This is a genomic window from Acidaminococcus fermentans (assembly GCF_009696675.1).
Classification (GTDB): Bacteria; Bacillota; Negativicutes; order Acidaminococcales; family Acidaminococcaceae; genus Acidaminococcus.
In genome coordinates, this window is record NZ_VULN01000003.1 from 73,807 (window position 1) to 93,592 (window position 19,786).

Consider the following 19,786-nt stretch of genomic DNA (forward strand, 5'->3'; position numbering starts at 1 on the left):
AGGGATATAATATGGAAAGCGAAATCCTTACCAACGTCCATTCCACCGCCGATCAGTATTATGAAAGACAGGTGGTCCGTCCCACCGGGGCCAAAGTCCATGCCGCCCAACTGGAGGCTGACGAAGAAGAATACTTCCCCCTCCAGCCCATAGAGAAAAAACTCTGCGCCTGGTCCCTGGGAGTGGGACTGACGTTGATGGCCGTGTTCATCGGGGTGTTTGAGAGAATATAAAAAAAGAGCTGTTGCATGCGCAACAGCTCCTTTTTTTATTCCTTCCCAAACACCTGCTCTTTCAATCTCTTCCCTGTCTTGGTGACGGCCAGGCCGCCGCCGGCGGTTTCTCTCAGGGAGGCGGGGAGAGCGCTGCCCACAGCCCGCATGGCTTCTACACATTCATCCACCGGGATACAGGAACGGATCCCGGCCAGGGCCATGTCCGCTGCAGAGAAGGCGATGACCACCCCGCTGGCGTTCCGCTTGATGCAGGGGATTTCCACCAGTCCGGCCACCGGATCACATACCAGGCCCAGCTGGTTGGCAATGGCCATGGCACAGGCGTCCGCCGCCATCTGGGGAGTGCCCCCGGCCAGTTCCACCAGGGCTGCCGCTGCCATGCCGGAAGCACTGCCGCATTCTGCCTGGCAGCCTCCCTGGGCCCCGGCGATGCAGGCGTTCTGGGCGATGACCATACCGAAAGCGCCGGCGGTGAAGATGGACATGATCACATTCTTCCGGTCCATGCCCTTTTCTTCCATCATGGTCAGGAGACAGCCAGGGAGGATGCCGCAGCTGCCGGCGGTGGGGGTGGCCACGATCCGGCCCATGGAGGCATTGCAGCCTGCTACGGACAGGGCCCGGGCAATGGCGTGGTCGATGATGGTGCCGGAGAGGCCGCCGTTGGTCCGGGCGGTGTAGTCGTTCATTTTCCAGCCTTCCCCGCCGGTGAGTCCGGAAGTGGACTTCTGGTCTTTCTTTTCTCCGAATTTCACCGCATCGATCATTACGTCCAGATCGGTGGACATCCGGTCGAATAGTTCTGCCTGGCTTTGTTCCATGGATTCCGCCTGGTCAGCCAGGACCAGTTCGCTGATTTTTTTGCCGCTTTTTTCTGCGGCTTCCACCAGTTCAGCAATGGATGTATAGGTAAACATGGTTTCCTCCTTAAATGGCACGGATCAGGATTACGTTGGTAACGTACTGGACGGAACGGATGGCGTCGATTACATCCGCCGGGGGCATCCCGTCCACTTCGATGGTCATCATGGCAATGCCGCCCTTGACGGGACGGGTGAGCCGGAAGCTGCCGATGTTGATGTCCTTGTGTTTCTGCCACATAATATTGGTTACAGCCGCAATGACCCCCGGCCGGTCGTAATGGGGCACCAGGATGGTATTCCGTTCCCCGGTGAAGTCCACCTTCATGCCGTCCACATAGTCCACCCGGATGTTGCCGCCGCCGATGCTGGCTCCCTGGACCGTGTGCTGGCTGCCGTCAGCACAGGTCACCTGGATCCGGGCGGTGTTGGGATGGGAATTGGGGATCTCCGTGGGGATGTAGGTGTAATGGATGCCTTTTTTGTCCGCAATGGAGAAGATGCTGCGGATCTCTTCAGAATAGCTGTGGTACCCCAGGATCCCGGCCAGCAGGGCCTTGTCCGTGCCGTGGCCTTTGTAGGTTTTGGCGAAGGAACCGGACAGTTCGATTTTAATGTCCTTGGGCTCGCTCTGGAGCAGCTTGTTGGCCACCCGTCCCAGACGGACGGCACCGGCAGTGTGGGAACTGGAAGGACCGATCATCACCGGCCCGATAATATCGAAAATGTTCATGATGAACCTCCTGAAAGTGAAATAAAAAAACGTTCCATTCTCTCTGTCTGACCGGAACCGGACGCAGGGAGCAGGCTGTCAGGGAAATCCGGTAAAACAGGAAGGATTGTCGGATGTTTCCCTGACAGCATACCCATGGTGCCTGAATCTTGTCAAGCAGACAACTGCAGAAGGGGATCAGATGGAGATGGAACGCTTTTGACGGAAATTATTTTTTGATCCAGGTTTTGTAGATTTTGTCCACCACTACGGCGATGGCATTGTCCCCGGATACGTTGCAGGCGGTCCCGAAGGAATCCTGGGTAATGTACAGGGCAACCATCAGGGCGCAGATGGGGCCGTTGGGGTCGCCCTGTTCTTTCCCGAAGATCATCCACAGGAAGGGCAGGGCCGTCATGATGGAACCGCCGGGAGCACCCGGAGAAGCCACCATGGCAACCCTCAGGGTCATGATGAAGGGAATGACCGTGCCCAGGTGGATGGGGATCTGGTACATAAGGCAGACCGCCGTGGCACAAGCAGTAATGGTGATCATGGAACCGCACATATGGATGTTGGCGCACAGAGGGATCACGAAGTTGCGGATCTGTTCGCAGACGCCGTCAGCCTTGGAGCATTCCAGGTTGACCGGAATAGTGGCTGCGGAAGACTGGGTCCCCAGGGCGGTGGTATAGCCCGGGATCTGGTTCTTCATCAGGGTGAAGGGGTTTTTCCCGCTGAAGGAACCGGCAACCATGAACTGTACGAACAACAGAATCAGATGCATGGCGATGACCACCAGGAAAACTTTCCAGAGAACACTCAGGATCACGAAGGTCTTGCCGGAACGGGTCATGTCCACAAAGGTGCCGCAGATGTACAGCGGCAGGAAGGGAACAATGGCATGGGTCAGGACCTGGTCGATGATCTTGGAGAAATCTTTAAAGCAGTTGTACAGGGTATCCCCGATTTCCTTGCCCCGGAGGGAAGACAGGCACAGGCCCACGATGAAGGCCAGCACCACAGCAGAGATGGTGTCCAGGATGGGCGGAATGGAAATGGAGAAGAAGGGCGGCAGGCTCTTGCCGGCAGTCTTGGCCAGTTCTTCCAGCACCCCGGCGCTGATGAAGGACGGGAACAGGGTGTCTGCTACGGTAAAGGAGAAGGTCCCGCCAATCAGGGTGGAACCGTAGGCGATAATGGCGGTAATCAGGAGCAGCTTGCCTGCGCCCTGGCTCAGATCTGCGATGCCCATGGTCACATAGGCCAGAATCATCAAAGGAATGACGAATTTCAGGAAATTGCTGAAGATGCCGGAAAGAGTAACGACGGTACGGCAGACATCTTCCGGCAGATACTGCCCAATAAGGATACCAATGATAATGGCGATGATGATTTTTGGTACAAGACCGAGTTTCATGAAAACTAACCTCCCCTGAACTTGACAAACCGCTTCCCGCCGGCTGGGAAGCTTGCGTTTGACTTTTCTGTTTATTCAGTGTACTATGGTTGTACTCATAAAGCAAATTAATAAACTCGATTTAATCGATGAAAATTTTTAATAACAACAAGGGGCTGTTGACAAAATGGAACTAAGAGAATTAAAAAGCTTTCTGAAAATTATGGAACTGGAAAGTTTCTCCCGGGCGGCGAAGGAACTGGGGTACTCACAGTCCGCCCTCAGTGTACAAATTCATTCTCTGGAAAATGAGCTGGGGGTCCGTCTTTTTGACCGGCTGGGCAAGCAGGTAACTCTGACTCCTCCTGGCAGGCAGCTGGCCCGGCGGGTACTGCCCATTCTCCAGGAGGTGGAGGAACTGGAGAATGTGATGCACAACCGGCCGCCGGCAGAAGCCCTGCGGATCGGCATGATCGAAAGCCTGTGCAAGGCCCACATGCCCCAGGTGATGGATTACGTATGCCGGAACCTGCCCCAGCTCCATATCACCATCACCATCGATTCGCCCAGTGTGCTGCTGGACGCCCTGAACCACAACAAGGTGGATCTGGTGTATGTACTGGACAAGCCTTTATATGATGGAAAATGGGAAAAGGTTTTCCAGAAACAGGAGAATATTGTGTTTGTGTGTTCTGTGGATTCTCCGCTGGCCCGGGAAAAAGACCTGAAACTGGACCAGGTGATCCGCCAACCCTTTTTCCTGACGGAAAAGGCAGACAACTACCGGCTGAGCCTGGACCAGCAGCTGGCGGCCCGGCAGCTGGCCCTGAACCCTATATTGGAAGTCAGCGATACCGGATTCATCCTGGATATGGTCCAGCGGGGACTGGGCCTGTCCTTCCTGCCCCAGTACGTGGTGGAAAACAGCCCCTACCGGGACCGGCTGCAGATCCTCCAGGTGAAGGATTTCCACATGCACATGTACCGGCAGCTGTTCTACCACAAGGACAAATGGCTGACCCAGGCCATGAAAGTGTTCCTCCGGCTGGCACTCCGGGAGAATCCTCCGGACAAAGGGGAGAACCCCCCGGATTTTTCCTGGAATAGGGAGAAGGACTCTTGCACGGACAAGGGGAGTATGATATAATTGTCAAGCGTTAATGTCGGGATATATTAATGCAATTTCAGAAAGAGGTGTTTCATAATGAAAAAGGGTATCCATCCTAACTACGGTGAATGCACCGTGATTTGTGGCTGTGGGAATACATTCAAAACTGGCAGTGTGAAAAAGGAACTGCGGGTGGACGTTTGCTCCAAATGCCATCCTTTCTTCACTGGTAAGCAGCGTGATATGTCTGCCAGAGGCCGGATCGAAAAATTCAACAAACGGTACGGCAAAGACGCAAAATAAAAAATGCGCTTGAACAGGGAGTGACTTGCAGACATTGCAGCACTCCTTTTCTTGTATCCAGGGAGTCATGGTATGACCAAAAAATTAAGTGTCGGTGGCCAGGCGGTCATCGAAGGAGTGATGATGCGGGGACCGGGGAAGATTGCCGTAGCGGTGCGCAAACCCAACGGAGAGATTACCGTGGACCTGAAGCCTGCAGGAAGCATCAGCGACCGGTATCCCATCCTGAAGAAGCCCTTCCTCCGGGGGGTGGTTTCCCTGGTGGAATCCCTGGGGTACGGCATGAAGGCTCTGTCTTTTTCCGCCCAGGTATCCGGGGACGAAGAGGACGGGGAAGAATCCATGAGCAGCCTGGAAATGGCAGGGACCATGGCGGTTTCCATCGGACTGGCGGTGCTGCTGTTCGTGGTGCTGCCCACCGGGGCCATGAAGCTGCTCCAGAACCAGGGAGTGGGGCCCATGGTCCTGAACCTGTGCGAAGGGCTTATGCGGCTGGCCATTTTCCTCCTGTACATCTGGGGGATTTCCCGGCAGAAAGACATCCAGCGGGTGTTCCAGTACCATGGGGCGGAGCACAAGACCATCTATACCTATGAACACGGGCTGCCTCTGCGGGTGGAGAACGTACGGCCCTTTTCCACTCTCCATCCCCGGTGCGGCACCAATTTCCTGATGATTGTCATGCTCATCGGGATCTTCATCTTTGCCTTTCTGGGCTGGCCCAGCCTGTGGGAGCGGATCCTGTCCCGGATCCTCCTGATGCCGGTGGTGGCCGGGATCAGCTACGAAATCATCCGGTTTGCAGGAAAGCATATGGACAAGGCCTGGGTACGGGCCGCCATACTGCCGGGGCTGGCCCTCCAGAAACTGACCACCCGGCAGCCGGACGACGACCAGATCGAAGTGGCCATCGCTTCCCTGAAAGCGGTGCTGCCGCCGGAAGAAATCATTGAATGACGGGGAACGCCTATGTTTGAGAATTTGGATAAACTCCAGGACCTGGAAGACCGGTACCTGGACCTGGAAGCCAAGATCAGCGATCCGGAAGTGATCGCCCGGCAGGAGGAGTGGCTGAAATACACCAAGGCCCATTCCAAACTGACGGAGATCGTCACGGTGTACCGGGACTACAAAAAACTGGTGGACACCTGGAAGGACGATGAAGCCATTGTCAAAGCCAGGGAAGACCAGGAACTCACCGCCATGGCGGAAGAGGAAATGAAGGAACTCCAGCCTCAGCTGGAGGCCTATGAGGAAAAACTGACCCTGCTGCTTTTGCCCAAGGATCCCAACGATGAAAAGAACATCATCATGGAGATCCGGGCGGGAGCCGGGGGAGACGAAGCGGCCCTGTTTGCCGGGGACCTGTTCCGGATGTACACCCGGTATGCAGAACAGAAAGGCTGGAAGGTGGAACTGATGGATTCCAGTCCCACTGGCCTGGGGGGCTTCAAGGAAGTGGTGTTCATGGTGTCCGGCACCGATGTGTACAGCCACATGAAGTTTGAAAGCGGGGTCCACCGGGTCCAGCGGGTGCCGGATACGGAATCCCAGGGCCGGGTCCACACCTCCACGGTGACCGTGGCGGTGATGCCGGAAGCCCAGGAAGTGGATATCGAACTGAACCCGGCGGATATCCGGGTGGATACCTATCGGGCCGGAGGGGCCGGGGGCCAGTACGTGAACAAAACCGAATCCGCCGTCCGGATGACTCACATCCCCACCGGGATCGTGGCCCAGTGCCAGGACGAAAAATCCCAGGCCAAGAACCGGGAAAAGTGCCTGCGGGTGCTCCGGTCCCGGATCCTGGAAGCGGAACAGGAAAAACAGCGGGCGGCCACCGCGGCGGAACGGAAAAGCCAGGTGGGCACCGGAGACCGGAGTGAACGGATCCGGACCTACAACTATCCCCAGGGCCGGGTCACCGACCACCGGATCGGGCTCACCCTCCACAAGCTGCCGGACATCATCAACGGGGACCTGGATGAACTCCTGGATGCCCTGATGATGGCGGAACAGGCCAAGAAACTCCAGCAGGTGAAATAAGATGCAGGAACAAAGAACCGTTTGGACCATATTGAAAATCCTTCAGTGGACTCAGCAGTACTTCAGCTCCAAAGGCGTGGAAAATCCGCGCCTGGATGCGGAAGTGCTGCTTTGTGCTGTGCTGGACAAAAGCCGGATCCAGCTGTACACCAATTTCGATGAGCCCCTGGAAGAACAGGAACTGAAACAGTACCGGAGCTATGTGGCCCGGCGGGCGGCCCGGGAGCCGGTGGCCTATATTCTGGGACACAAAGGGTTCCTCCAGTATGATTTCAAGGTGACCCAGGACACCCTGATTCCCCGTCCGGAAACGGAGCTTCTGGTGGAACAGCTGGTGAGCCTGACCAAAGACCGGGGTCCGTTACGGATCCTGGATCTGGGCTGCGGCAGCGGGGCCATTGTCGATTCCCTGCTGGCAGAACTGCCGGAGGCTCATGGCACCGGGGTGGACATCAGCCCGGGAGCCGTGGAAGTGACCCGGGAAAACGCCCGGAGCCTGGGGGTGGAGGACCGGCTGGATACGGTGGTGTCCAACCTGTATGAAAAGGTCCCGAAGGAACCGAAGTTCCAGGTACTGGTCTCCAACCCGCCCTACATCCCGGAAGGGGATCTGGCCGGGCTCCAGGCGGAAGTCCACCGGGAACCCCGGCGGGCCCTGGATGGGGGCCGGGATGGCCTGGACTTTTACCGGCGGATCCTGAAGGATATCTGGGAGTATCTGGATCCCCAGGGCCTGGCGGCCTTCGAGATCGGCCAGGACCAGGGAGAGGACGTGGCCCGGCTGTGCCGGGAAGCGGGCCTGGATTGTGTGAAAGTACGGAAAGATTACGGGGACAAGGACCGGATGGTCTTTGCCGCCAAAGGGGGTTCTGTCTATGGAAACGCAGTGCTGGAAATTAAAGAACGATGAACCGCTGGATTCCCAGCTGGAACCGGCGGCTGCCCTGCTCCGGCAGGGAGAAGTGGTGGCCTTTCCCACGGAAACCGTGTACGGCCTGGGGGCGGACGGGCTGAACGGAGAGGCCTGCCGGAAAATCTTTGCCGCCAAGGGACGTCCGGCGGACAATCCCCTGATCCTCCACATCAGCGAAATGGAAGAGATCCGGCCCCTTACGTCCGGGCTTTCCCCCATGGCGGAAAAACTCATGGCTGCCTTCTGGCCCGGACCCATGACCCTCATTGTGCCCAAGTCGGAGATCATCCCGGATGTGGTCACTGCCGGTCAGGAGACGGTGGCGGTCCGGTTCCCCAGCAATCCTGTGGCCCGGGCCCTGATCCGGCTTACCGGACGGCCTCTGGCGGCTCCTTCCGCCAACAAATCCGGGAAGCCCAGCCCCACCAACGCCCAGGATGTGCTCCAGGACATGGAGGGCATCATCGGAGGAGTGGTGGACGGAGGCCCCTGTGACATCGGGGTGGAAAGCACCATCATCGACACTACCGGGAAAGAACCGGTGATCCTCCGTCCCGGGGGCATCACCGAAGAGATGATCCAGCAGGTGATGGGGGCCGTGGAACTGGACCCGGGACTGGTGAGCCCGGACCAGAAGCCCAAGGCTCCGGGAATGAAGTACCGCCATTATGCGCCCAAGGCCCCCATGGTGCTCATCGAAGGACCGGATGCGGGAGCAGGGGTGATCCGGGCGGCCATTATGGGGGAAGCCTGGGGACTGAAAGTGGGGGTGCTGGCCCTGGACGAAACGGTCCAACACCTGCCCCATACGCCCCATCTGGTGATCTGTGATGCCGGAAAGGATCTGAAGGATCTGGCAGAGAACCTGTACACGGAACTCCGGGAATTCGACCGGCAGCAGGTGGACATCATCCTGGGAGAAGGGGTCTCCACCCAGGGACTGGGCCTTGCCATCATGAACCGGATGCGGAAAAGCGCCGGTCACAACATCCTGGTCTACGACCGGGGGCTGTACAAAAAACAGAGCGGCCAGGTGCCGGAGTTTTTACAGGGAATGGTAATAGAATAACAGGTGTGTTACAATAAATATGATATGCGGCGAACGCATTTTACTTTGGAGTAGGGAGGCAAAACTTATGAAAATCATGATCGGCTGTGACCACGGCGGTTTTGAATTGAAGGAAGTTTTGAAGAAATATCTGGCGGACAAGGGCTATGAAGTGGAAGATGCAGGGGCTTACACCCCGGACCGGGTGGACTATCCGGACTACGCCAAGAAGGTGGGCGAAGGGGTGGCTGCCGGCAAGGCGGACCAGGGCATCCTGATCTGCGGCACCGGCCTGGGCATGTCCATTGCCGCCAACAAGATCCACGGCATCCGGGCCGCGGTGTGCGGAGACTGCTACAGCGCGGAAAAGGCCCGGGAACACAACAATGCCAATATCCTCTGCCTGGGGGCCCGGGTGCTGGGCACCGGCCTGGCGGAACAGATCGTGGATGCCTATCTGGGGGCTTCCTTCCTGGGCAGCTACCATACCCAACGGGTACAGAAGATCATGGACCTGGAGAAATAAGGTGAGACCATGAATCTGGAGGCACTTGCACAGGAAATCGAGGAAGATGCGGAAGAACTGATCGGTGTGGCCAAGGGCAGAGCCGGTCAGGTACTGGTGGTGGGCTGCAGCAGCAGCGAGGTGCTGGGAAACAAAATCGGCACCGGTGGTTCCATGAAAGTGGCCAAGGTGCTCTACACCACCCTCCGGAAAGTGTGCCGGAAACACAAGATGATCCTGGCCGCCCAGTGCTGCGAACATCTGAACCGGGCCCTGGTGGTGGACCAGAAGGCCATGGAGAAATTCGGCTGGCAGCAGGTGACGGTCCGTCCCATCGAACATGCCGGCGGGGCTTTTGCAGCCACGGCCTACAATGAACTGAAGAACCCGGTGGTGGTGGAAGAAATCCAGGCGGACATGGGGCTGGATATCGGCCAGACCCTGATCGGCATGCACCTGAAACGGGTGGCGGTGCCGGTGCGTCTGTCCCGGAAAAAACTGGGGAATGCGGTACTGACGGCAGCACGGACCCGGCCGCCTCTCATCGGTGGGGAACGGGCTGTGTACAAATAAGCGGAAGACCCTGAAAAGAGCCGATCCGTATCAATCCAGCGAGGAGAAAACGAGATGAACAACCAGAAACTGGGCCTGGCAGATCCCCAGGTGGCGGCGGCCATCGGGGAGGAACTGGGCCGGCAGCGTCACAAAATCGAACTGATTGCTTCGGAAAACTTTGTGTCCCCGGCGGTAATGGAAGCCATGGGGACCGTCCTCACCAACAAGTACGCGGAAGGGTATCCCGGCCACCGGTATTACGGGGGCTGTGAATACGTGGACAAGGTGGAAGAACTGGCCCGTCAGAGAGCCTGTGAGCTGTTCGGGGCGGAACACGCCAATGTGCAGCCTCACTGCGGGGCCAATGCCAACCTGGCCGCCTTCTTTGCCTTTGTCCAGCCGGGAGACACGGTGATGGGCATGAATCTGTCCGAAGGGGGCCATCTGTCCCACGGATCCCCGGTGAACATCTCCGGGAAGTATTTCCACATCGTCCCTTACGGAGTGGATCCTGAAACAGAACGGATCGACTATGACAAGCTGGAAAAAATCGCGGAAGAATGCCGACCCAAAATGATCATCGGCGGGGCCAGTGCCTATCCCCGGATCATCGATTTCGAACGGATGGCGGCCATCGCCCACAAGGTGGGGGCCTTCCTGATGATCGACATGGCACACATTGCCGGTCTGGTGGCGGCAGGACTCCATCCCAGCCCGGTGCCCTATGCGGATGTGGTGACCACCACCACCCACAAGACGCTTCGGGGACCCCGGGGCGGCATGATCCTGTGCCCGGAAAAATACGCCAAACAGATCGACAAGGCGGTGTTCCCCGGCACCCAGGGCGGCCCTCTCATGCACATCATCGCCGCCAAGGCAGTGGCTCTGGGCGAAGCCCTGAAACCGGAATTCAAGGATTACCAGAAACAGATCATCAAAAATGCCGCTGCCCTGGCGGAAGAACTGACCAAACAGGGTCTGCGGCTGGTTTCCGGCGGTACGGACAACCATCTGGTACTGGTGGATACCCGGTCCAAAGGCCTTACCGGCAAGGACGCGGAACACATGCTGGATGCCATCGGCATCACCTGCAACAAGAACACCATCCCCAACGACCCGGCCAGCCCCTTTGTGACCAGCGGCATCCGTCTGGGTGCGCCGGCTGCCACCACCCGGGGATTCCTGGAAGAAGACTTCCGGGAAGTGGCCCGGATCATCGGCCTGGTGCTCAGCAATCCTGGGAAAGAAGAAGCTCAGAAAGAAGCCGCTGCCCGGGTGGCTGCCCTGTGTGAAAAATACCCTCTCTATCCGAATCTGTAATTGGGAAAGGAACCTGAAACCATGCAAATCCATGTTGTGAACCATCCTCTGATCAAAGAAAAAATGACCCACTTGCGTGACAAAAAGACGGCTCCCCGGAATTTCCGCCGGTTGCTGGATGAAATCGCCCAGCTGCTGCTGTTCGAAGTGACCCGGGACCTGCCCATCCGGGAAGTGCCGGTGACCACTCCCATTGCGGAAACCACCGGGTATGCCTTGGACATCACCGGTATCACCGTGGTGCCCATCCTCCGGGCGGGGCTGGGATTCCTGGATGCAGTGCTGGACCTGATCCCGGAAGCACGGGTGGGGCATATCGGCCTGACCCGGGATGAAAAGACTCTGGAGCCCATCAAATATTACTGCAAGATCCCCAAGGACAAGGATGCGGAAATCATCCTCATCGACCCCATGCTGGCCACCGGCGGCAGTGCCGCTGCAGCCCTGTCCATGCTGAAGGCCGATGGCTACAAGCACTTCCGGTTCATGTGCCTGGTGGCCGCTCCGGAAGGGGTGGAACTGGTGAACAAACTGCACCCGGATGTGCCCATCTATACAGCGGCCCTGGATGATCATCTCAATGAGCACGGGTACATTGTGCCCGGGCTGGGGGATGCCGGGGACCGGGTGTTCGGGACGGTGGAATAAGGTATGGACAGACCTGACTGGGACAGTTATTTCATGGAAATCGCGGAAGTGGTTTCCAAACGGTCCACCTGCCTGCGGAGAAAGGTGGGGGCCGTGCTGGTGAAGGACCGGCAGATCCTGGCCACCGGGTACAACGGGACTCCAAAGGGGCTGCCCCACTGTGAAGTGGTGGGATGCCTCCGGGAAAAGCTCCATGTGCCCAGCGGTCAGAACCATGAGCTGTGCCGGGGCATCCATGCAGAGCAGAACGCGGTGATCCAGGCGGCGGTGAACGGGGTATCCACCCTGGGCGCCACCTTGTACTGCACCCATCAGCCCTGTGTGGTGTGTTCCAAGATCCTGATCAACGCCGGGATCAAGCGGATTGTCTACGCCAATCCCTACCCGGACAAACTGGCACAGGAAATGCTCCACGCGGATACTTCCCTGGAGCTGGAAGAGTTTCATAAGAAGTGAAGGGGGGCTTTGCCCCGGTCACTAGTCTCTAGTCTCCAGCCGCGAGACTCACGACTCGAGACCTCAAAAGGGGCTGTTGCACATGCAACAGCCCCTCTTTTATTCTGGAACCTGCCAAACGCAGGTTCCTTCCATTGGCTAGTGACTAGTGACTAGTGACTGATTTTATTGCCCCAAAGGGACAATAAAATCCCCACATTTTCCGTATCATACTCGATTTGCTCGGACCAGCGGCGGGGGGCTTCCAGCAGGTCTCCGGTGCGGGCGGCCTGGAGCAGGATAAACTGGGTGCTCTTTTGGGCGTAACGGGCCAGGATATCCATGCCGTAAGAGGCTTCCTTGTCCAGCTGCCGATAGAAAATGTACTGGTACAGACGGTCGAAGAAGAGCAGGGGAGCATTCTCCGCAAAAGTATGGTACCGGTCCAGGGCCCCCTCCAGGTCCCTTTCAATTTTCTGGAGGTCCCGGGTCCAGGCTTGGTCGATGGGCTCTGTGGCGGAAAGTTCCCGGATCATTACTTCCAGCTCTTTCCGGGTCAGATCCGGAGAAAAATGGAGCTTTGCTTCCGGCAGGTCCTCCAGCCCCATTTCTTCCAGCAGTTCCGGAAAGGTGAAAACATCTCCGGTTTCTTCCTGGGTAAAGTGGAGGGGCCCCGGAAGCGCCGCCATGACCTCGCAGGTCTTCTCACAGCACAGGCCGGTGCCGCAGAGAATGTATTCATACACATAGGTGAAGAACCGGGGATGGACGGTGCAGATATCGCAAAGGGCGTCTTCCCCCAGTTCCTTGATCACCCGGCACAGTCCGTCCGGATCCAGCAGATGGCAGTATCCCTGGGGATTCAGCCGGAAATGCCAGGTGCCGTCTTCCCGGACCATGGACCGGCGCAGGTCGTCCCCCAGCTTTCCGGGCAGTTGCCGGTAGTATTCCGCCGTGTCTTCATCGATGTCGATTTCCCACACCTGGCAGCAGGTATGGCGGCAGGACCCTCCTTTGCAGGCAAAATCGTTGAACCCTTCCGGGATGATGGAAATCATGGAAACCCCTCCTTTTGACATGACATCATTATAACACGGAAGTTTTGCTGAAAAAATTGGAACACTTTCACAGTTTATGGTAAAATATAAGCTAGGTTTGTGTGTGATTTTAGCGTGCGGCTCCTGGGAGAGCTGCAAAAGAAGTTCGAGGGGATTGACCATGATCAAGAGAGAAAAAACCGCAGTGGAAGCAGCCAGACACCCGTACAAGACCCGCAACGGCGGGGCCACGGTCACTGTTTTTGTGCCTTATGACTGCCGGAACCACTGCCCGTTCTGTGTGAATAAAGAAGAGTATGCCGATATGACGGGATTTTCCCTGGAGGCCATCTGTGAAAGCATCCGGAAAATGGATGCCCTGACTCCTTACTGCGACTTTGTCTTTACCGGAGGGGAGCCCCTGGCCAACCTGAAAAGTCTCCAGGTGATGCTGGACCAGGTGTCCGATACCCATAAAGTGTACATCAACACCACCCTGCCGGTAAGCCGGGAACAGAGCGAAGAGGAAGTGCTGGCCTTCCTGGAGAAGAATGCCGGGAAAATCACCTGCCTCAATATCAGCCGGCACATGCAGCACTATGTGGAGGAATCCAATGACGGACTCCTGGCCCGGCTGCCGGTCCGGTTCCGGATCAACTGCGTCCTGTACAAGAAGTATCCCAAGGATCAGCTGATTCCCTTTATGGAACGGTTCCGGAAGGTCCACGCCCCTTCCATCCAGTTCCGGTTCGACTATACGGAGACCACCCCGGAAAACCTGTATGACGAACCCCATGACCAGATTCTCCGGGACCTGAAGCAGGTGGCCTGTTACACCGGTCTGGACGGCTGCCGGATGCGCTGCGGGTTCCATTTCAAATACAAGGATCTGGAGCTGGTGTACCACAAGACCCTGCCCTACAGCACCATTGTGGAAAAGGATCCGGCAGACGGGGAAACCTATGCCATCCTGTACGATATCCTGATCAAGCAGAATGGACGGATCGATTCGGACTGGGATGGCACGGTAATGGATCTGGACGCCTACGCCCGGTGCAAGTTCGAGCCCTACGATCTGAAATGGCTGGAACGGGTGCCCGCCCGTCAGGTGGAAGAAGAGAAAGAAGAACTGTTGGGGGCCCAGCCCTGTACGGCAGTGTGAAAGAGGGGTGTTGCGCAGGCAACACCCCTTTGCTATAATGGGGAAAAATCCAAGAAGCATGGTAGGAAAGGAAGATTGTTATGAAACTTGACCAAGTGCGTGCCAAAATCGATGCCATCGATCCTCAGATCCGGGCTCTTCTCATGGAGCGGCTGGACTGTTCCAAACTGGTGGCGGAAGCCAAACAGGAAGCCGGGGAGACCAACATTTACCGGGCGGACCGGGAACAGGCCATTCTGGAAAAACTCTCCCAGGGCGTGCCGGAAGACCGGCTGCCGGAATACCTGGCGGTGGTCCGGAAGATCATGGAAACCAGCCGGATGTACCAATACGGCATGCTCTTTGACTGGAATCCCCAACTGTTTGCTCAGCTGGCCAAAGACATTGACATCCACTCCGGAGGCACCCGGGTGGTGGTCCGGCTCACCCGTCCGGATCAGCCCAATGCCATGAGCAGTATCCTGAACATGGTGGGGGATTACGGGTACAACATGCAGTACATGGAACTGCTCCATTTCAATAAACCGGAAAAAACCGTCACTTTCGACCTGACCATCCTGGGGGATCTCAGCGAAACCAACATGCAGAAGCTTATGTTCCAGCTGTCCAAGGAAAGCCAGGATTTCCGGATCCTGAAAAACGAATAAGAGGGAATCATGACTAAATCCCAAAAAGATCTGTTCTGGCTGGCGGCTTCCCTGGCCGCCGGCTTTGCCGTAAGACTGCTGCCGGCACCGGCTCCCTTGACCCAGGAGGGGCTGGCGGTGCTGGGCATCTTCCTCACCTCCCTCATGATGTGGATCACCATTTCCATTGACTGGCCCAGTCTGATCACCGTGTTCCTTCTGGGCTTTTTGCCCCATTTCGGGTTCGGGAACACCCTGAAGGGAACCTTCGGGAACACCACCGTGGCCTTCCTGCTGTTCACCTTCATGCTGGTGTATCCCCTGTCCCAGACCCATTTTGTCCGGCGCTGCACGGTGACCTTCATCACCAACGCCATTGCCCGGCGGGGCCCCTGGTCTTTTGTCACCTTCCTGTTCTTTGCGGTGACTTTCATGGGGCTGTTCATTTCTCCTTCCGTGCTGTTTGTGGCCTTCATGCCTTTTCTGGAAGACATTTTCCAGGTGCTGGAGCTGAAGAAGGGGAGCCCTTCTGCCAATATGATCATGCTGGGGACGGCCTTCTGCATCAGCCTGTCCTCTGGGATGACCGCCATCGGCCATGTGTGGCCCACTATGGCCATGGGGTACTATACGGCAGCCACCGGACGGGATGTGAACCAGTTCCAGTACATGGCCATGGGGATCCCCACCGGGGTGCTGCTGGTGATTTTGCTGCTGCTGGTGTTCAAGTTCCTGTACCGGCCGGCGGATATCCAGGCCATCGACCCTCAGAAGGCCATGGGACTCCGGGGCACTGTACCCCGGGCGGACAACCGGGAAAAGATCATCCTGGCCACCATGGCCCTGACGGTGCTCCTGTGGGTGGGGCCCAGCCTGGTAAAAGGCTGGAATCCGGGCCTGTATAAAATGATCAGCAGCTGGACCACTGCCATGCCGCCTCTTCTGGGGTGCATCATCCTGTTCATTGCCCGCCATGAGGGGAAACCCATTATGAACTTCAAAGAAGTGATGACCAAAGGGGTGCTGTGGGCTTCCATCGTCATGACCGGGGCCGCCACCATGCTGGGGTCCGCCCTGACCCACAACGAAATGGGCATCAAGGCCTGGCTCAGCGGCATGCTGGCGCCGGTAGCCAGCGGACTGCCGGTCCTGGGGCTGATTTTGTTCTTCTTTGCCTGGTGTGTACTGGAGACCAACTTTTCCTCCAATATCGTCACTACCACCGTAGTCAGCGCCGTGGCCCTTTCTGTGTGCCAGGCTCTGCCGGCGGGAGTGATTTCCGTAGGGGCGGTAGTGTGTCTCATCGGTTTCGGGGCCGGGATCTGCAACATGACCCCGGCGGGCCAGTCCACCATCAACACCGTGGCCATCGGGTCCGGCTGGACCACCGCCCGGGATATGTTCATCTGGGGAGGCATCTTCGCCCTCCTGGCCATTCTGGTGATGACCTTTGTGGGATATCCCATCGGGAGTGTGGTTCTGGGGTAAGAGGGGGGTGTGAAGAAATTCACACCCCCGGTCACTCGGCCAGTGACCAGTGACCGCTGACCAGTGACAGAAAGGGGCTGTGAAAAAATGATTTCTCATTTTTTCACAGCCCCTTCTTTTTGCTATAATAAACAGTATGGATAAGACAGGAGGTTGGAAAAGATGATCAGATTTTGTCCTCACTGCGGGAAGGAACTGGAGCCCGGGGTACGGTTCTGCCCTTCCTGCGGGAAAGCGGTTCCGGAAATACAGAGCCAGGGAGCAGAGAGCACCCGGCCGTCTGCACCGGCGGGAGGGAACCCTGCCTCTGCCAACAGGAACAGGATCCTGGCAGGAGGGCTTGTCGTCCTGCTGCTCCTGGGCGGAGGAGCCTTTTACTTCCAGCATCAGAAATCCCAGGAAGCGTCCCAGGCAGCAACTATGGCGGCTCAGGAAGCCAAAACGGAAAAGACGGAAAAAACGGCGGAGCCACAGGAAACCAAAGACCCTGTCGGGACCGTCCAGAAAATCCTGGATCAGGAAGGTCTTTCCGGAAAGGTGATGGCCACCTCCTATGGTCATGATCCCAACGGCAGTCTGAGCCTGATCGGGGGCAAGGGACGCCGGCTGCTGGTCATTGATGAAAAAAATCACCAGAAGGCTTTTGTGGATGCCACGTCCAGGCTGTACCAGTTCATCAATCATCGTACCGGGAACCTGCCTCCTGTCACCTTTCAGATGCGGGTCCTCAGCGAGCAGCCAGGCGACGATGAAAAAGCCGGGTATTGGGATGGAACCAGCCATGTAATTCCCGTTTATGCCCAATATTCCTTCGATGGGGAGGGAAAAGTGGTCCCGGGGATGCTGAATACGGGAGCTGGCGCCAGACCGTCCCATTACCATGACTATCTCAAAGAACAGCGCCATGTGGATCTGGCCAATCTGGTCCTTACAGAAATGCAGGCCCTCCACGAAAACGCCGATGCCAATCATGTGCAGCTGTAATCCCTGCAAATTTTCAAGAAAGAGGTTTTGACCCTATGGAATTTTTTCTTTTTGTACTGCTTCTGACCCTGGTTTCTTTTTCCATGGCTGTGCTCTGCTATGGACTGACCATGCGGTTTTTCAACGGATCCAAACTGGCCCGGTACATTCTGACCCCTCTGGCAGTGGTGGGGTGGGACTTCCTGGTGGTAATCCAGGACCAGACCATGCGGTGGGTTTTGGGGCTTCTGCCCATTGCTGCCCTGGCGGCCCTTTTCCTCTACGCCCGGAAAAAGTATGCGGAGGATCCGGAACCGCTGGAACTGGCCCGGAGACAGAACGGCTTTACCCCGGATCGGAAAATGCGCCGGTACCAGAAAAGAAATCAGAAAAAAAGCAAAAAATAAAAGGGATTTTTCGCAAAAAGGCGAATAATATCCATAAAGAGCAAGGAAGGGGATGAATGTATATGTTCCAAAAAATCTTGGTGCCGGTAGATGGATCGGATACGGCGTGGAAGGCCCTGAAAACAGCGGCAGCGCTGGCGTCCAGATTTCAGGGAGAAATCCGGGTATTCACTGTTATGGAACCGTACAACAGCCTCAGCCTGTTCCAGATTACCCTGGATCAAAACCTCATGGACCGCAGCAACCGGGAAATGAAAAAAGCCAGTCTGGCGGTCCTGGATACGGCCAAAGAAAAACTCACGGAATATGGCTTCCATGGCAAGGTTTCCTATGAAGACGGTGAAGGAAATCCGGCAGAACTGATCCTGGAGAAGTCCCGGGAAGACGGCTGTGACTCGGTGGTCATCGGCAGCCGGGGCCTCAGCGGGATCACGGAATTCCTGTTGGGCAGTGTCAGCTCCAAAGTGTCCCAGTATGCGGAAGTACCTGTATTCGTAGTGAAATAAAGGGGGAGATTCTATGTTCAAAAAAATCCTGGTGCCGGTGGATGGTTCCCAGACTTCTTGGAAGGCTCTGGAAACGGGGAAATCCCTGGCGGAAAAATATGACGGCGTCCTGGTGGTCATTACGGTGATGCTGCCCTACGGGGCCGGCGGCCTGCTCCAGATGTCCCTGGACCAGACCCTGATCGATCAGAACAATGCAGCTATGAAAAAAGCCGGTTTTGCCACCCTGGAACTGGCCAAGGAAAAACTCAGCGGCTATAAGGGTGAAGTGGAATATGTGGAAGAAACCGGGAACCCGGCGGAACTGATCCTGGACGCCTGCAAGAGCAAGGGCTGCGATACCATCGTCATCGGCAGCCGGGGCCTCAGCGGAGTGGAGGAATTCCTGTTGGGCAGTGTCAGCAGCAAGGTGTCCCAGTATGCCAAAGTCCCTGTTATGGTAGTGAAATAACCTGACAAAAAAATTGCTGCTTCGGCAGCAATTTTTTTTCGGAAAAAGCAGGAATTTACAATCTTTCGGTGAATATACTCTATAAGAAAGAAAAAATTGTAACGAAAAATGCGTTGGAGGTGGTTGTATGTTTGAAAAAATCTTGGTTCCGGTGGATGGGTCTGAAACGTCCTGGAGAGCCCTGGCGGAAGCCCGGGAACTGGCGGAAGCCTTCAAGGGAGAACTGCTGGTGGTGAACGTAATCCAGCCCTACAACAATTCGGCCATGCTGGTGGTGCCTTTGGATCAGGCAACCATCAGTCAGGGAAATGAAGAACTGACGAAAATCGGCAACAGTGTCCTGGATACAGCCAAAGAAAAGCTGAAGGACTTCAAAGGCAAGGCAGAATTCGACCTGGAAGTGGGCCATCCGTCTGAACGGGTGCTGGCCGTATGCAAGGACAAGAAATGTTCCGCCATCGTCATCGGCAGCCGGGGCCTCAGCGGCATTGCGGAATTCTTCCTGGGCAGCGTCAGCAGCAAGGTGTCCCAGTATGCCGATGTGCCGGTGCTCATTGTGAAATAACCCAAGATTGTTCCGGAAAAGGGGGAATATCTTATGATCAACAAAATCCTGGTTCCTGTAGACGGTTCGAAAATTGCCCTCCGGGCTCTGGATTTTGCCATGGAACTTGGCAGCAAATTCGGATCCCAGATCATTGTGATCAATATTGACGTGCCTTATGACCTGAGCCGGATCAAACCTCCCCGGAAGGACAAAAACGGCAATATCATCCCGCTGGAAGCGGCTGCTCCCACTCCGCTGGAAGAAGCAGAACGGGAAGCCAAGAAAGTTTCCTACAGCACCATCACCTTCAAGAAAGTGGTTGACATCGATCCGGCAGAACGGATTTGTGGGGAAGCCGAGAAGGATGATGTGGACATGATCATCATGGGCAACCGGGGTATGGGTGTACTGGCAGGGTTCTTCCTGGGCAGTGTCAGTACCAAGGTATCCCAGAGCGCTCATTGCCCGGTGACCATCGTAAAGTAAGAAGGAACCGGCCACAACTCCAAAC

General features: G+C 56.6%; 25 protein-coding genes. 21 read left to right on the top strand and 4 right to left on the bottom strand.

What is annotated here, in order from left to right; genetic code table 11:
* Positions 1–11 precede the first annotated feature (11 nt).
* A complete protein-coding gene (locus FX155_RS02625; protein WP_022486940.1) occupies positions 12–233 on the top strand; it encodes a hypothetical protein in 222 nt (73 codons plus the stop codon).
* A gap of 35 nt (positions 234–268) precedes the next feature.
* On the opposite strand, the gene sdaAA is transcribed toward FX155_RS02625, so the two are convergent.
* From sdaAA to FX155_RS02640, 3 genes are all read right to left on the bottom strand, one after another.
* Positions 269–1,153: an L-serine ammonia-lyase, iron-sulfur-dependent, subunit alpha gene (sdaAA, locus tag FX155_RS02630; protein WP_022486939.1), complete on the bottom strand. Its 885-nt coding sequence runs from the start codon at positions 1,151–1,153 to the stop codon at positions 269–271.
* A 10-nt stretch (positions 1,154–1,163) separates the two neighbouring features.
* The gene (sdaAB, locus tag FX155_RS02635; RefSeq protein ID WP_022486938.1) at positions 1,164–1,829 is read right to left on the bottom strand and encodes an L-serine ammonia-lyase, iron-sulfur-dependent subunit beta; all 666 of its coding nucleotides are present in this window, start codon (positions 1,827–1,829) and stop codon (positions 1,164–1,166) included.
* Between the two features lie 208 nt (positions 1,830–2,037).
* Complete coding sequence (locus FX155_RS02640; protein ID WP_154487730.1) at positions 2,038–3,228, bottom strand: dicarboxylate/amino acid:cation symporter; 1,191 nt, start codon at positions 3,226–3,228, stop codon at positions 2,038–2,040.
* 166 nt (positions 3,229–3,394) lie between these two features.
* Between FX155_RS02640 and FX155_RS02645 the strand changes: the two genes are divergently transcribed.
* The 11 genes from FX155_RS02645 to FX155_RS02695 all read left to right on the top strand — a co-directional run bounded on the left by FX155_RS02645 (position 3,395) and on the right by FX155_RS02695 (position 12,109).
* Complete coding sequence (locus FX155_RS02645; RefSeq protein ID WP_022486936.1) at positions 3,395–4,354, top strand: LysR family transcriptional regulator; 960 nt, start codon at positions 3,395–3,397, stop codon at positions 4,352–4,354.
* Between the two features lie 57 nt (positions 4,355–4,411).
* Positions 4,412–4,618, top strand: a complete 207-nt coding sequence (rpmE, locus tag FX155_RS02650) for a 50S ribosomal protein L31 (protein WP_012937812.1) — start codon at positions 4,412–4,414, stop codon at positions 4,616–4,618.
* Between the two features lie 72 nt (positions 4,619–4,690).
* Complete coding sequence (locus FX155_RS02655; protein ID WP_022486935.1) at positions 4,691–5,575, top strand: DUF1385 domain-containing protein; 885 nt, start codon at positions 4,691–4,693, stop codon at positions 5,573–5,575.
* 12 nt (positions 5,576–5,587) lie between these two features.
* On the top strand, positions 5,588–6,664 hold the full coding sequence (gene prfA, locus FX155_RS02660; RefSeq protein ID WP_022486934.1) for a peptide chain release factor 1: 1,077 nt from the start codon (positions 5,588–5,590) through the stop codon (positions 6,662–6,664).
* Between the two features lies 1 nt (position 6,665).
* Entirely contained in the window at positions 6,666–7,574 is a 909-nt protein-coding gene (gene prmC / locus FX155_RS02665; RefSeq protein WP_022486933.1) for a peptide chain release factor N(5)-glutamine methyltransferase, read from the top strand.
* Positions 7,540–8,646, top strand: a complete 1,107-nt coding sequence (locus tag FX155_RS02670; RefSeq protein ID WP_022486932.1) for an L-threonylcarbamoyladenylate synthase — start codon at positions 7,540–7,542, stop codon at positions 8,644–8,646. Before prmC ends, FX155_RS02670 begins: the two co-directional genes overlap by 35 nt.
* A 67-nt stretch (positions 8,647–8,713) precedes the next feature.
* On the top strand, positions 8,714–9,151 hold the full coding sequence (gene rpiB, locus FX155_RS02675; RefSeq protein ID WP_022486931.1) for a ribose 5-phosphate isomerase B: 438 nt from the start codon (positions 8,714–8,716) through the stop codon (positions 9,149–9,151).
* A gap of 9 nt (positions 9,152–9,160) precedes the next feature.
* On the top strand, positions 9,161–9,703 hold the full coding sequence (locus FX155_RS02680; protein WP_022486930.1) for a TIGR01440 family protein: 543 nt from the start codon (positions 9,161–9,163) through the stop codon (positions 9,701–9,703).
* A 54-nt stretch (positions 9,704–9,757) separates the two neighbouring features.
* A complete protein-coding gene (gene glyA, locus FX155_RS02685) occupies positions 9,758–11,005 on the top strand; it encodes a serine hydroxymethyltransferase (RefSeq protein ID WP_022486929.1) in 1,248 nt (415 codons plus the stop codon).
* A gap of 21 nt (positions 11,006–11,026) precedes the next feature.
* Complete coding sequence (gene upp, locus FX155_RS02690; RefSeq protein ID WP_022486928.1) at positions 11,027–11,653, top strand: uracil phosphoribosyltransferase; 627 nt, start codon at positions 11,027–11,029, stop codon at positions 11,651–11,653.
* 3 nt (positions 11,654–11,656) lie between these two features.
* Positions 11,657–12,109: a deoxycytidylate deaminase gene (locus FX155_RS02695; RefSeq protein WP_154487731.1), complete on the top strand. Its 453-nt coding sequence runs from the start codon at positions 11,657–11,659 to the stop codon at positions 12,107–12,109.
* Positions 12,110–12,261: 152 nt separating this feature from the next.
* Here FX155_RS02695 and fliB read toward each other — a convergent pair whose 3' ends face one another.
* Entirely contained in the window at positions 12,262–13,146 is an 885-nt protein-coding gene (fliB, locus tag FX155_RS02700) for a flagellin lysine-N-methylase (protein ID WP_154487732.1), read from the bottom strand.
* 160 nt (positions 13,147–13,306) lie between these two features.
* Between fliB and FX155_RS02705 the strand changes: the two genes are divergently transcribed.
* The 9 genes from FX155_RS02705 (at position 13,307) to FX155_RS02745 (ending at position 19,761) form a co-directional block, all read left to right on the top strand.
* Positions 13,307–14,287: a 4Fe-4S cluster-binding domain-containing protein gene (locus FX155_RS02705; RefSeq protein WP_022486925.1), complete on the top strand. Its 981-nt coding sequence runs from the start codon at positions 13,307–13,309 to the stop codon at positions 14,285–14,287.
* 80 nt (positions 14,288–14,367) lie between these two features.
* On the top strand, positions 14,368–14,934 hold the full coding sequence (locus tag FX155_RS02710; RefSeq protein ID WP_154487733.1) for a chorismate mutase: 567 nt from the start codon (positions 14,368–14,370) through the stop codon (positions 14,932–14,934).
* Positions 14,935–14,943: 9 nt separating this feature from the next.
* A complete protein-coding gene (locus FX155_RS02715; RefSeq protein ID WP_022486923.1) occupies positions 14,944–16,401 on the top strand; it encodes an SLC13 family permease in 1,458 nt (485 codons plus the stop codon).
* A 162-nt stretch (positions 16,402–16,563) separates the two neighbouring features.
* Positions 16,564–17,385 carry a zinc ribbon domain-containing protein gene (locus FX155_RS02720; protein ID WP_022486922.1) on the top strand — a complete coding sequence of 274 codons (822 nt, stop codon included), beginning with the start codon at positions 16,564–16,566 and terminating at the stop codon, positions 17,383–17,385.
* A gap of 35 nt (positions 17,386–17,420) precedes the next feature.
* Positions 17,421–17,771 carry a hypothetical protein gene (locus FX155_RS02725; RefSeq protein WP_022486921.1) on the top strand — a complete coding sequence of 117 codons (351 nt, stop codon included), beginning with the start codon at positions 17,421–17,423 and terminating at the stop codon, positions 17,769–17,771.
* A 62-nt stretch (positions 17,772–17,833) separates the two neighbouring features.
* On the top strand, positions 17,834–18,277 hold the full coding sequence (locus FX155_RS02730; protein WP_154487734.1) for a universal stress protein: 444 nt from the start codon (positions 17,834–17,836) through the stop codon (positions 18,275–18,277).
* 13 nt (positions 18,278–18,290) lie between these two features.
* Positions 18,291–18,728 (top strand): universal stress protein, encoded by a 438-nt coding sequence (locus tag FX155_RS02735; RefSeq protein ID WP_022486919.1) that lies wholly within the window; start codon positions 18,291–18,293, stop codon positions 18,726–18,728.
* 127 nt (positions 18,729–18,855) lie between these two features.
* Positions 18,856–19,293, top strand: a complete 438-nt coding sequence (locus tag FX155_RS02740) for a universal stress protein (protein ID WP_022486918.1) — start codon at positions 18,856–18,858, stop codon at positions 19,291–19,293.
* Between the two features lie 33 nt (positions 19,294–19,326).
* Positions 19,327–19,761 carry a universal stress protein gene (locus FX155_RS02745; RefSeq protein ID WP_154487735.1) on the top strand — a complete coding sequence of 145 codons (435 nt, stop codon included), beginning with the start codon at positions 19,327–19,329 and terminating at the stop codon, positions 19,759–19,761.
* Positions 19,762–19,786: the final 25 nt, after the last annotated feature.

Excerpts from the sequence above, each read along its gene's own strand:
- FX155_RS02625 (WP_022486940.1), top strand. The coding sequence starts at position 12 with ATGGAAAGCGAAATCCTTACCAACGTCCATTCCACCGCCGATCAGTAT.
- sdaAA (WP_022486939.1), bottom strand. The coding sequence starts at position 1,153 with ATGTTTACCTATACATCCATTGCTGAACTGGTGGAAGCCGCAGAAAAA.
- sdaAB (WP_022486938.1), bottom strand. The coding sequence starts at position 1,829 with ATGAACATTTTCGATATTATCGGGCCGGTGATGATCGGTCCTTCCAGT.
- FX155_RS02640 (WP_154487730.1), bottom strand. The coding sequence starts at position 3,228 with ATGAAACTCGGTCTTGTACCAAAAATCATCATCGCCATTATCATTGGT.
- FX155_RS02645 (WP_022486936.1), top strand. The coding sequence starts at position 3,395 with ATGGAACTAAGAGAATTAAAAAGCTTTCTGAAAATTATGGAACTGGAA.
- rpmE (WP_012937812.1), top strand. The coding sequence starts at position 4,412 with ATGAAAAAGGGTATCCATCCTAACTACGGTGAATGCACCGTGATTTGT.
- FX155_RS02655 (WP_022486935.1), top strand. The coding sequence starts at position 4,691 with ATGACCAAAAAATTAAGTGTCGGTGGCCAGGCGGTCATCGAAGGAGTG.
- prfA (WP_022486934.1), top strand. The coding sequence starts at position 5,588 with ATGTTTGAGAATTTGGATAAACTCCAGGACCTGGAAGACCGGTACCTG.
- prmC (WP_022486933.1), top strand. The coding sequence starts at position 6,666 with ATGCAGGAACAAAGAACCGTTTGGACCATATTGAAAATCCTTCAGTGG.
- FX155_RS02670 (WP_022486932.1), top strand. The coding sequence starts at position 7,540 with ATGGAAACGCAGTGCTGGAAATTAAAGAACGATGAACCGCTGGATTCC.
- rpiB (WP_022486931.1), top strand. The coding sequence starts at position 8,714 with ATGAAAATCATGATCGGCTGTGACCACGGCGGTTTTGAATTGAAGGAA.
- FX155_RS02680 (WP_022486930.1), top strand. The coding sequence starts at position 9,161 with ATGAATCTGGAGGCACTTGCACAGGAAATCGAGGAAGATGCGGAAGAA.
- glyA (WP_022486929.1), top strand. The coding sequence starts at position 9,758 with ATGAACAACCAGAAACTGGGCCTGGCAGATCCCCAGGTGGCGGCGGCC.
- upp (WP_022486928.1), top strand. The coding sequence starts at position 11,027 with ATGCAAATCCATGTTGTGAACCATCCTCTGATCAAAGAAAAAATGACC.
- FX155_RS02695 (WP_154487731.1), top strand. The coding sequence starts at position 11,657 with ATGGACAGACCTGACTGGGACAGTTATTTCATGGAAATCGCGGAAGTG.
- fliB (WP_154487732.1), bottom strand. The coding sequence starts at position 13,146 with ATGATTTCCATCATCCCGGAAGGGTTCAACGATTTTGCCTGCAAAGGA.
- FX155_RS02705 (WP_022486925.1), top strand. The coding sequence starts at position 13,307 with ATGATCAAGAGAGAAAAAACCGCAGTGGAAGCAGCCAGACACCCGTAC.
- FX155_RS02710 (WP_154487733.1), top strand. The coding sequence starts at position 14,368 with ATGAAACTTGACCAAGTGCGTGCCAAAATCGATGCCATCGATCCTCAG.
- FX155_RS02715 (WP_022486923.1), top strand. The coding sequence starts at position 14,944 with ATGACTAAATCCCAAAAAGATCTGTTCTGGCTGGCGGCTTCCCTGGCC.
- FX155_RS02720 (WP_022486922.1), top strand. The coding sequence starts at position 16,564 with ATGATCAGATTTTGTCCTCACTGCGGGAAGGAACTGGAGCCCGGGGTA.
- FX155_RS02725 (WP_022486921.1), top strand. The coding sequence starts at position 17,421 with ATGGAATTTTTTCTTTTTGTACTGCTTCTGACCCTGGTTTCTTTTTCC.
- FX155_RS02730 (WP_154487734.1), top strand. The coding sequence starts at position 17,834 with ATGTTCCAAAAAATCTTGGTGCCGGTAGATGGATCGGATACGGCGTGG.
- FX155_RS02735 (WP_022486919.1), top strand. The coding sequence starts at position 18,291 with ATGTTCAAAAAAATCCTGGTGCCGGTGGATGGTTCCCAGACTTCTTGG.
- FX155_RS02740 (WP_022486918.1), top strand. The coding sequence starts at position 18,856 with ATGTTTGAAAAAATCTTGGTTCCGGTGGATGGGTCTGAAACGTCCTGG.
- FX155_RS02745 (WP_154487735.1), top strand. The coding sequence starts at position 19,327 with ATGATCAACAAAATCCTGGTTCCTGTAGACGGTTCGAAAATTGCCCTC.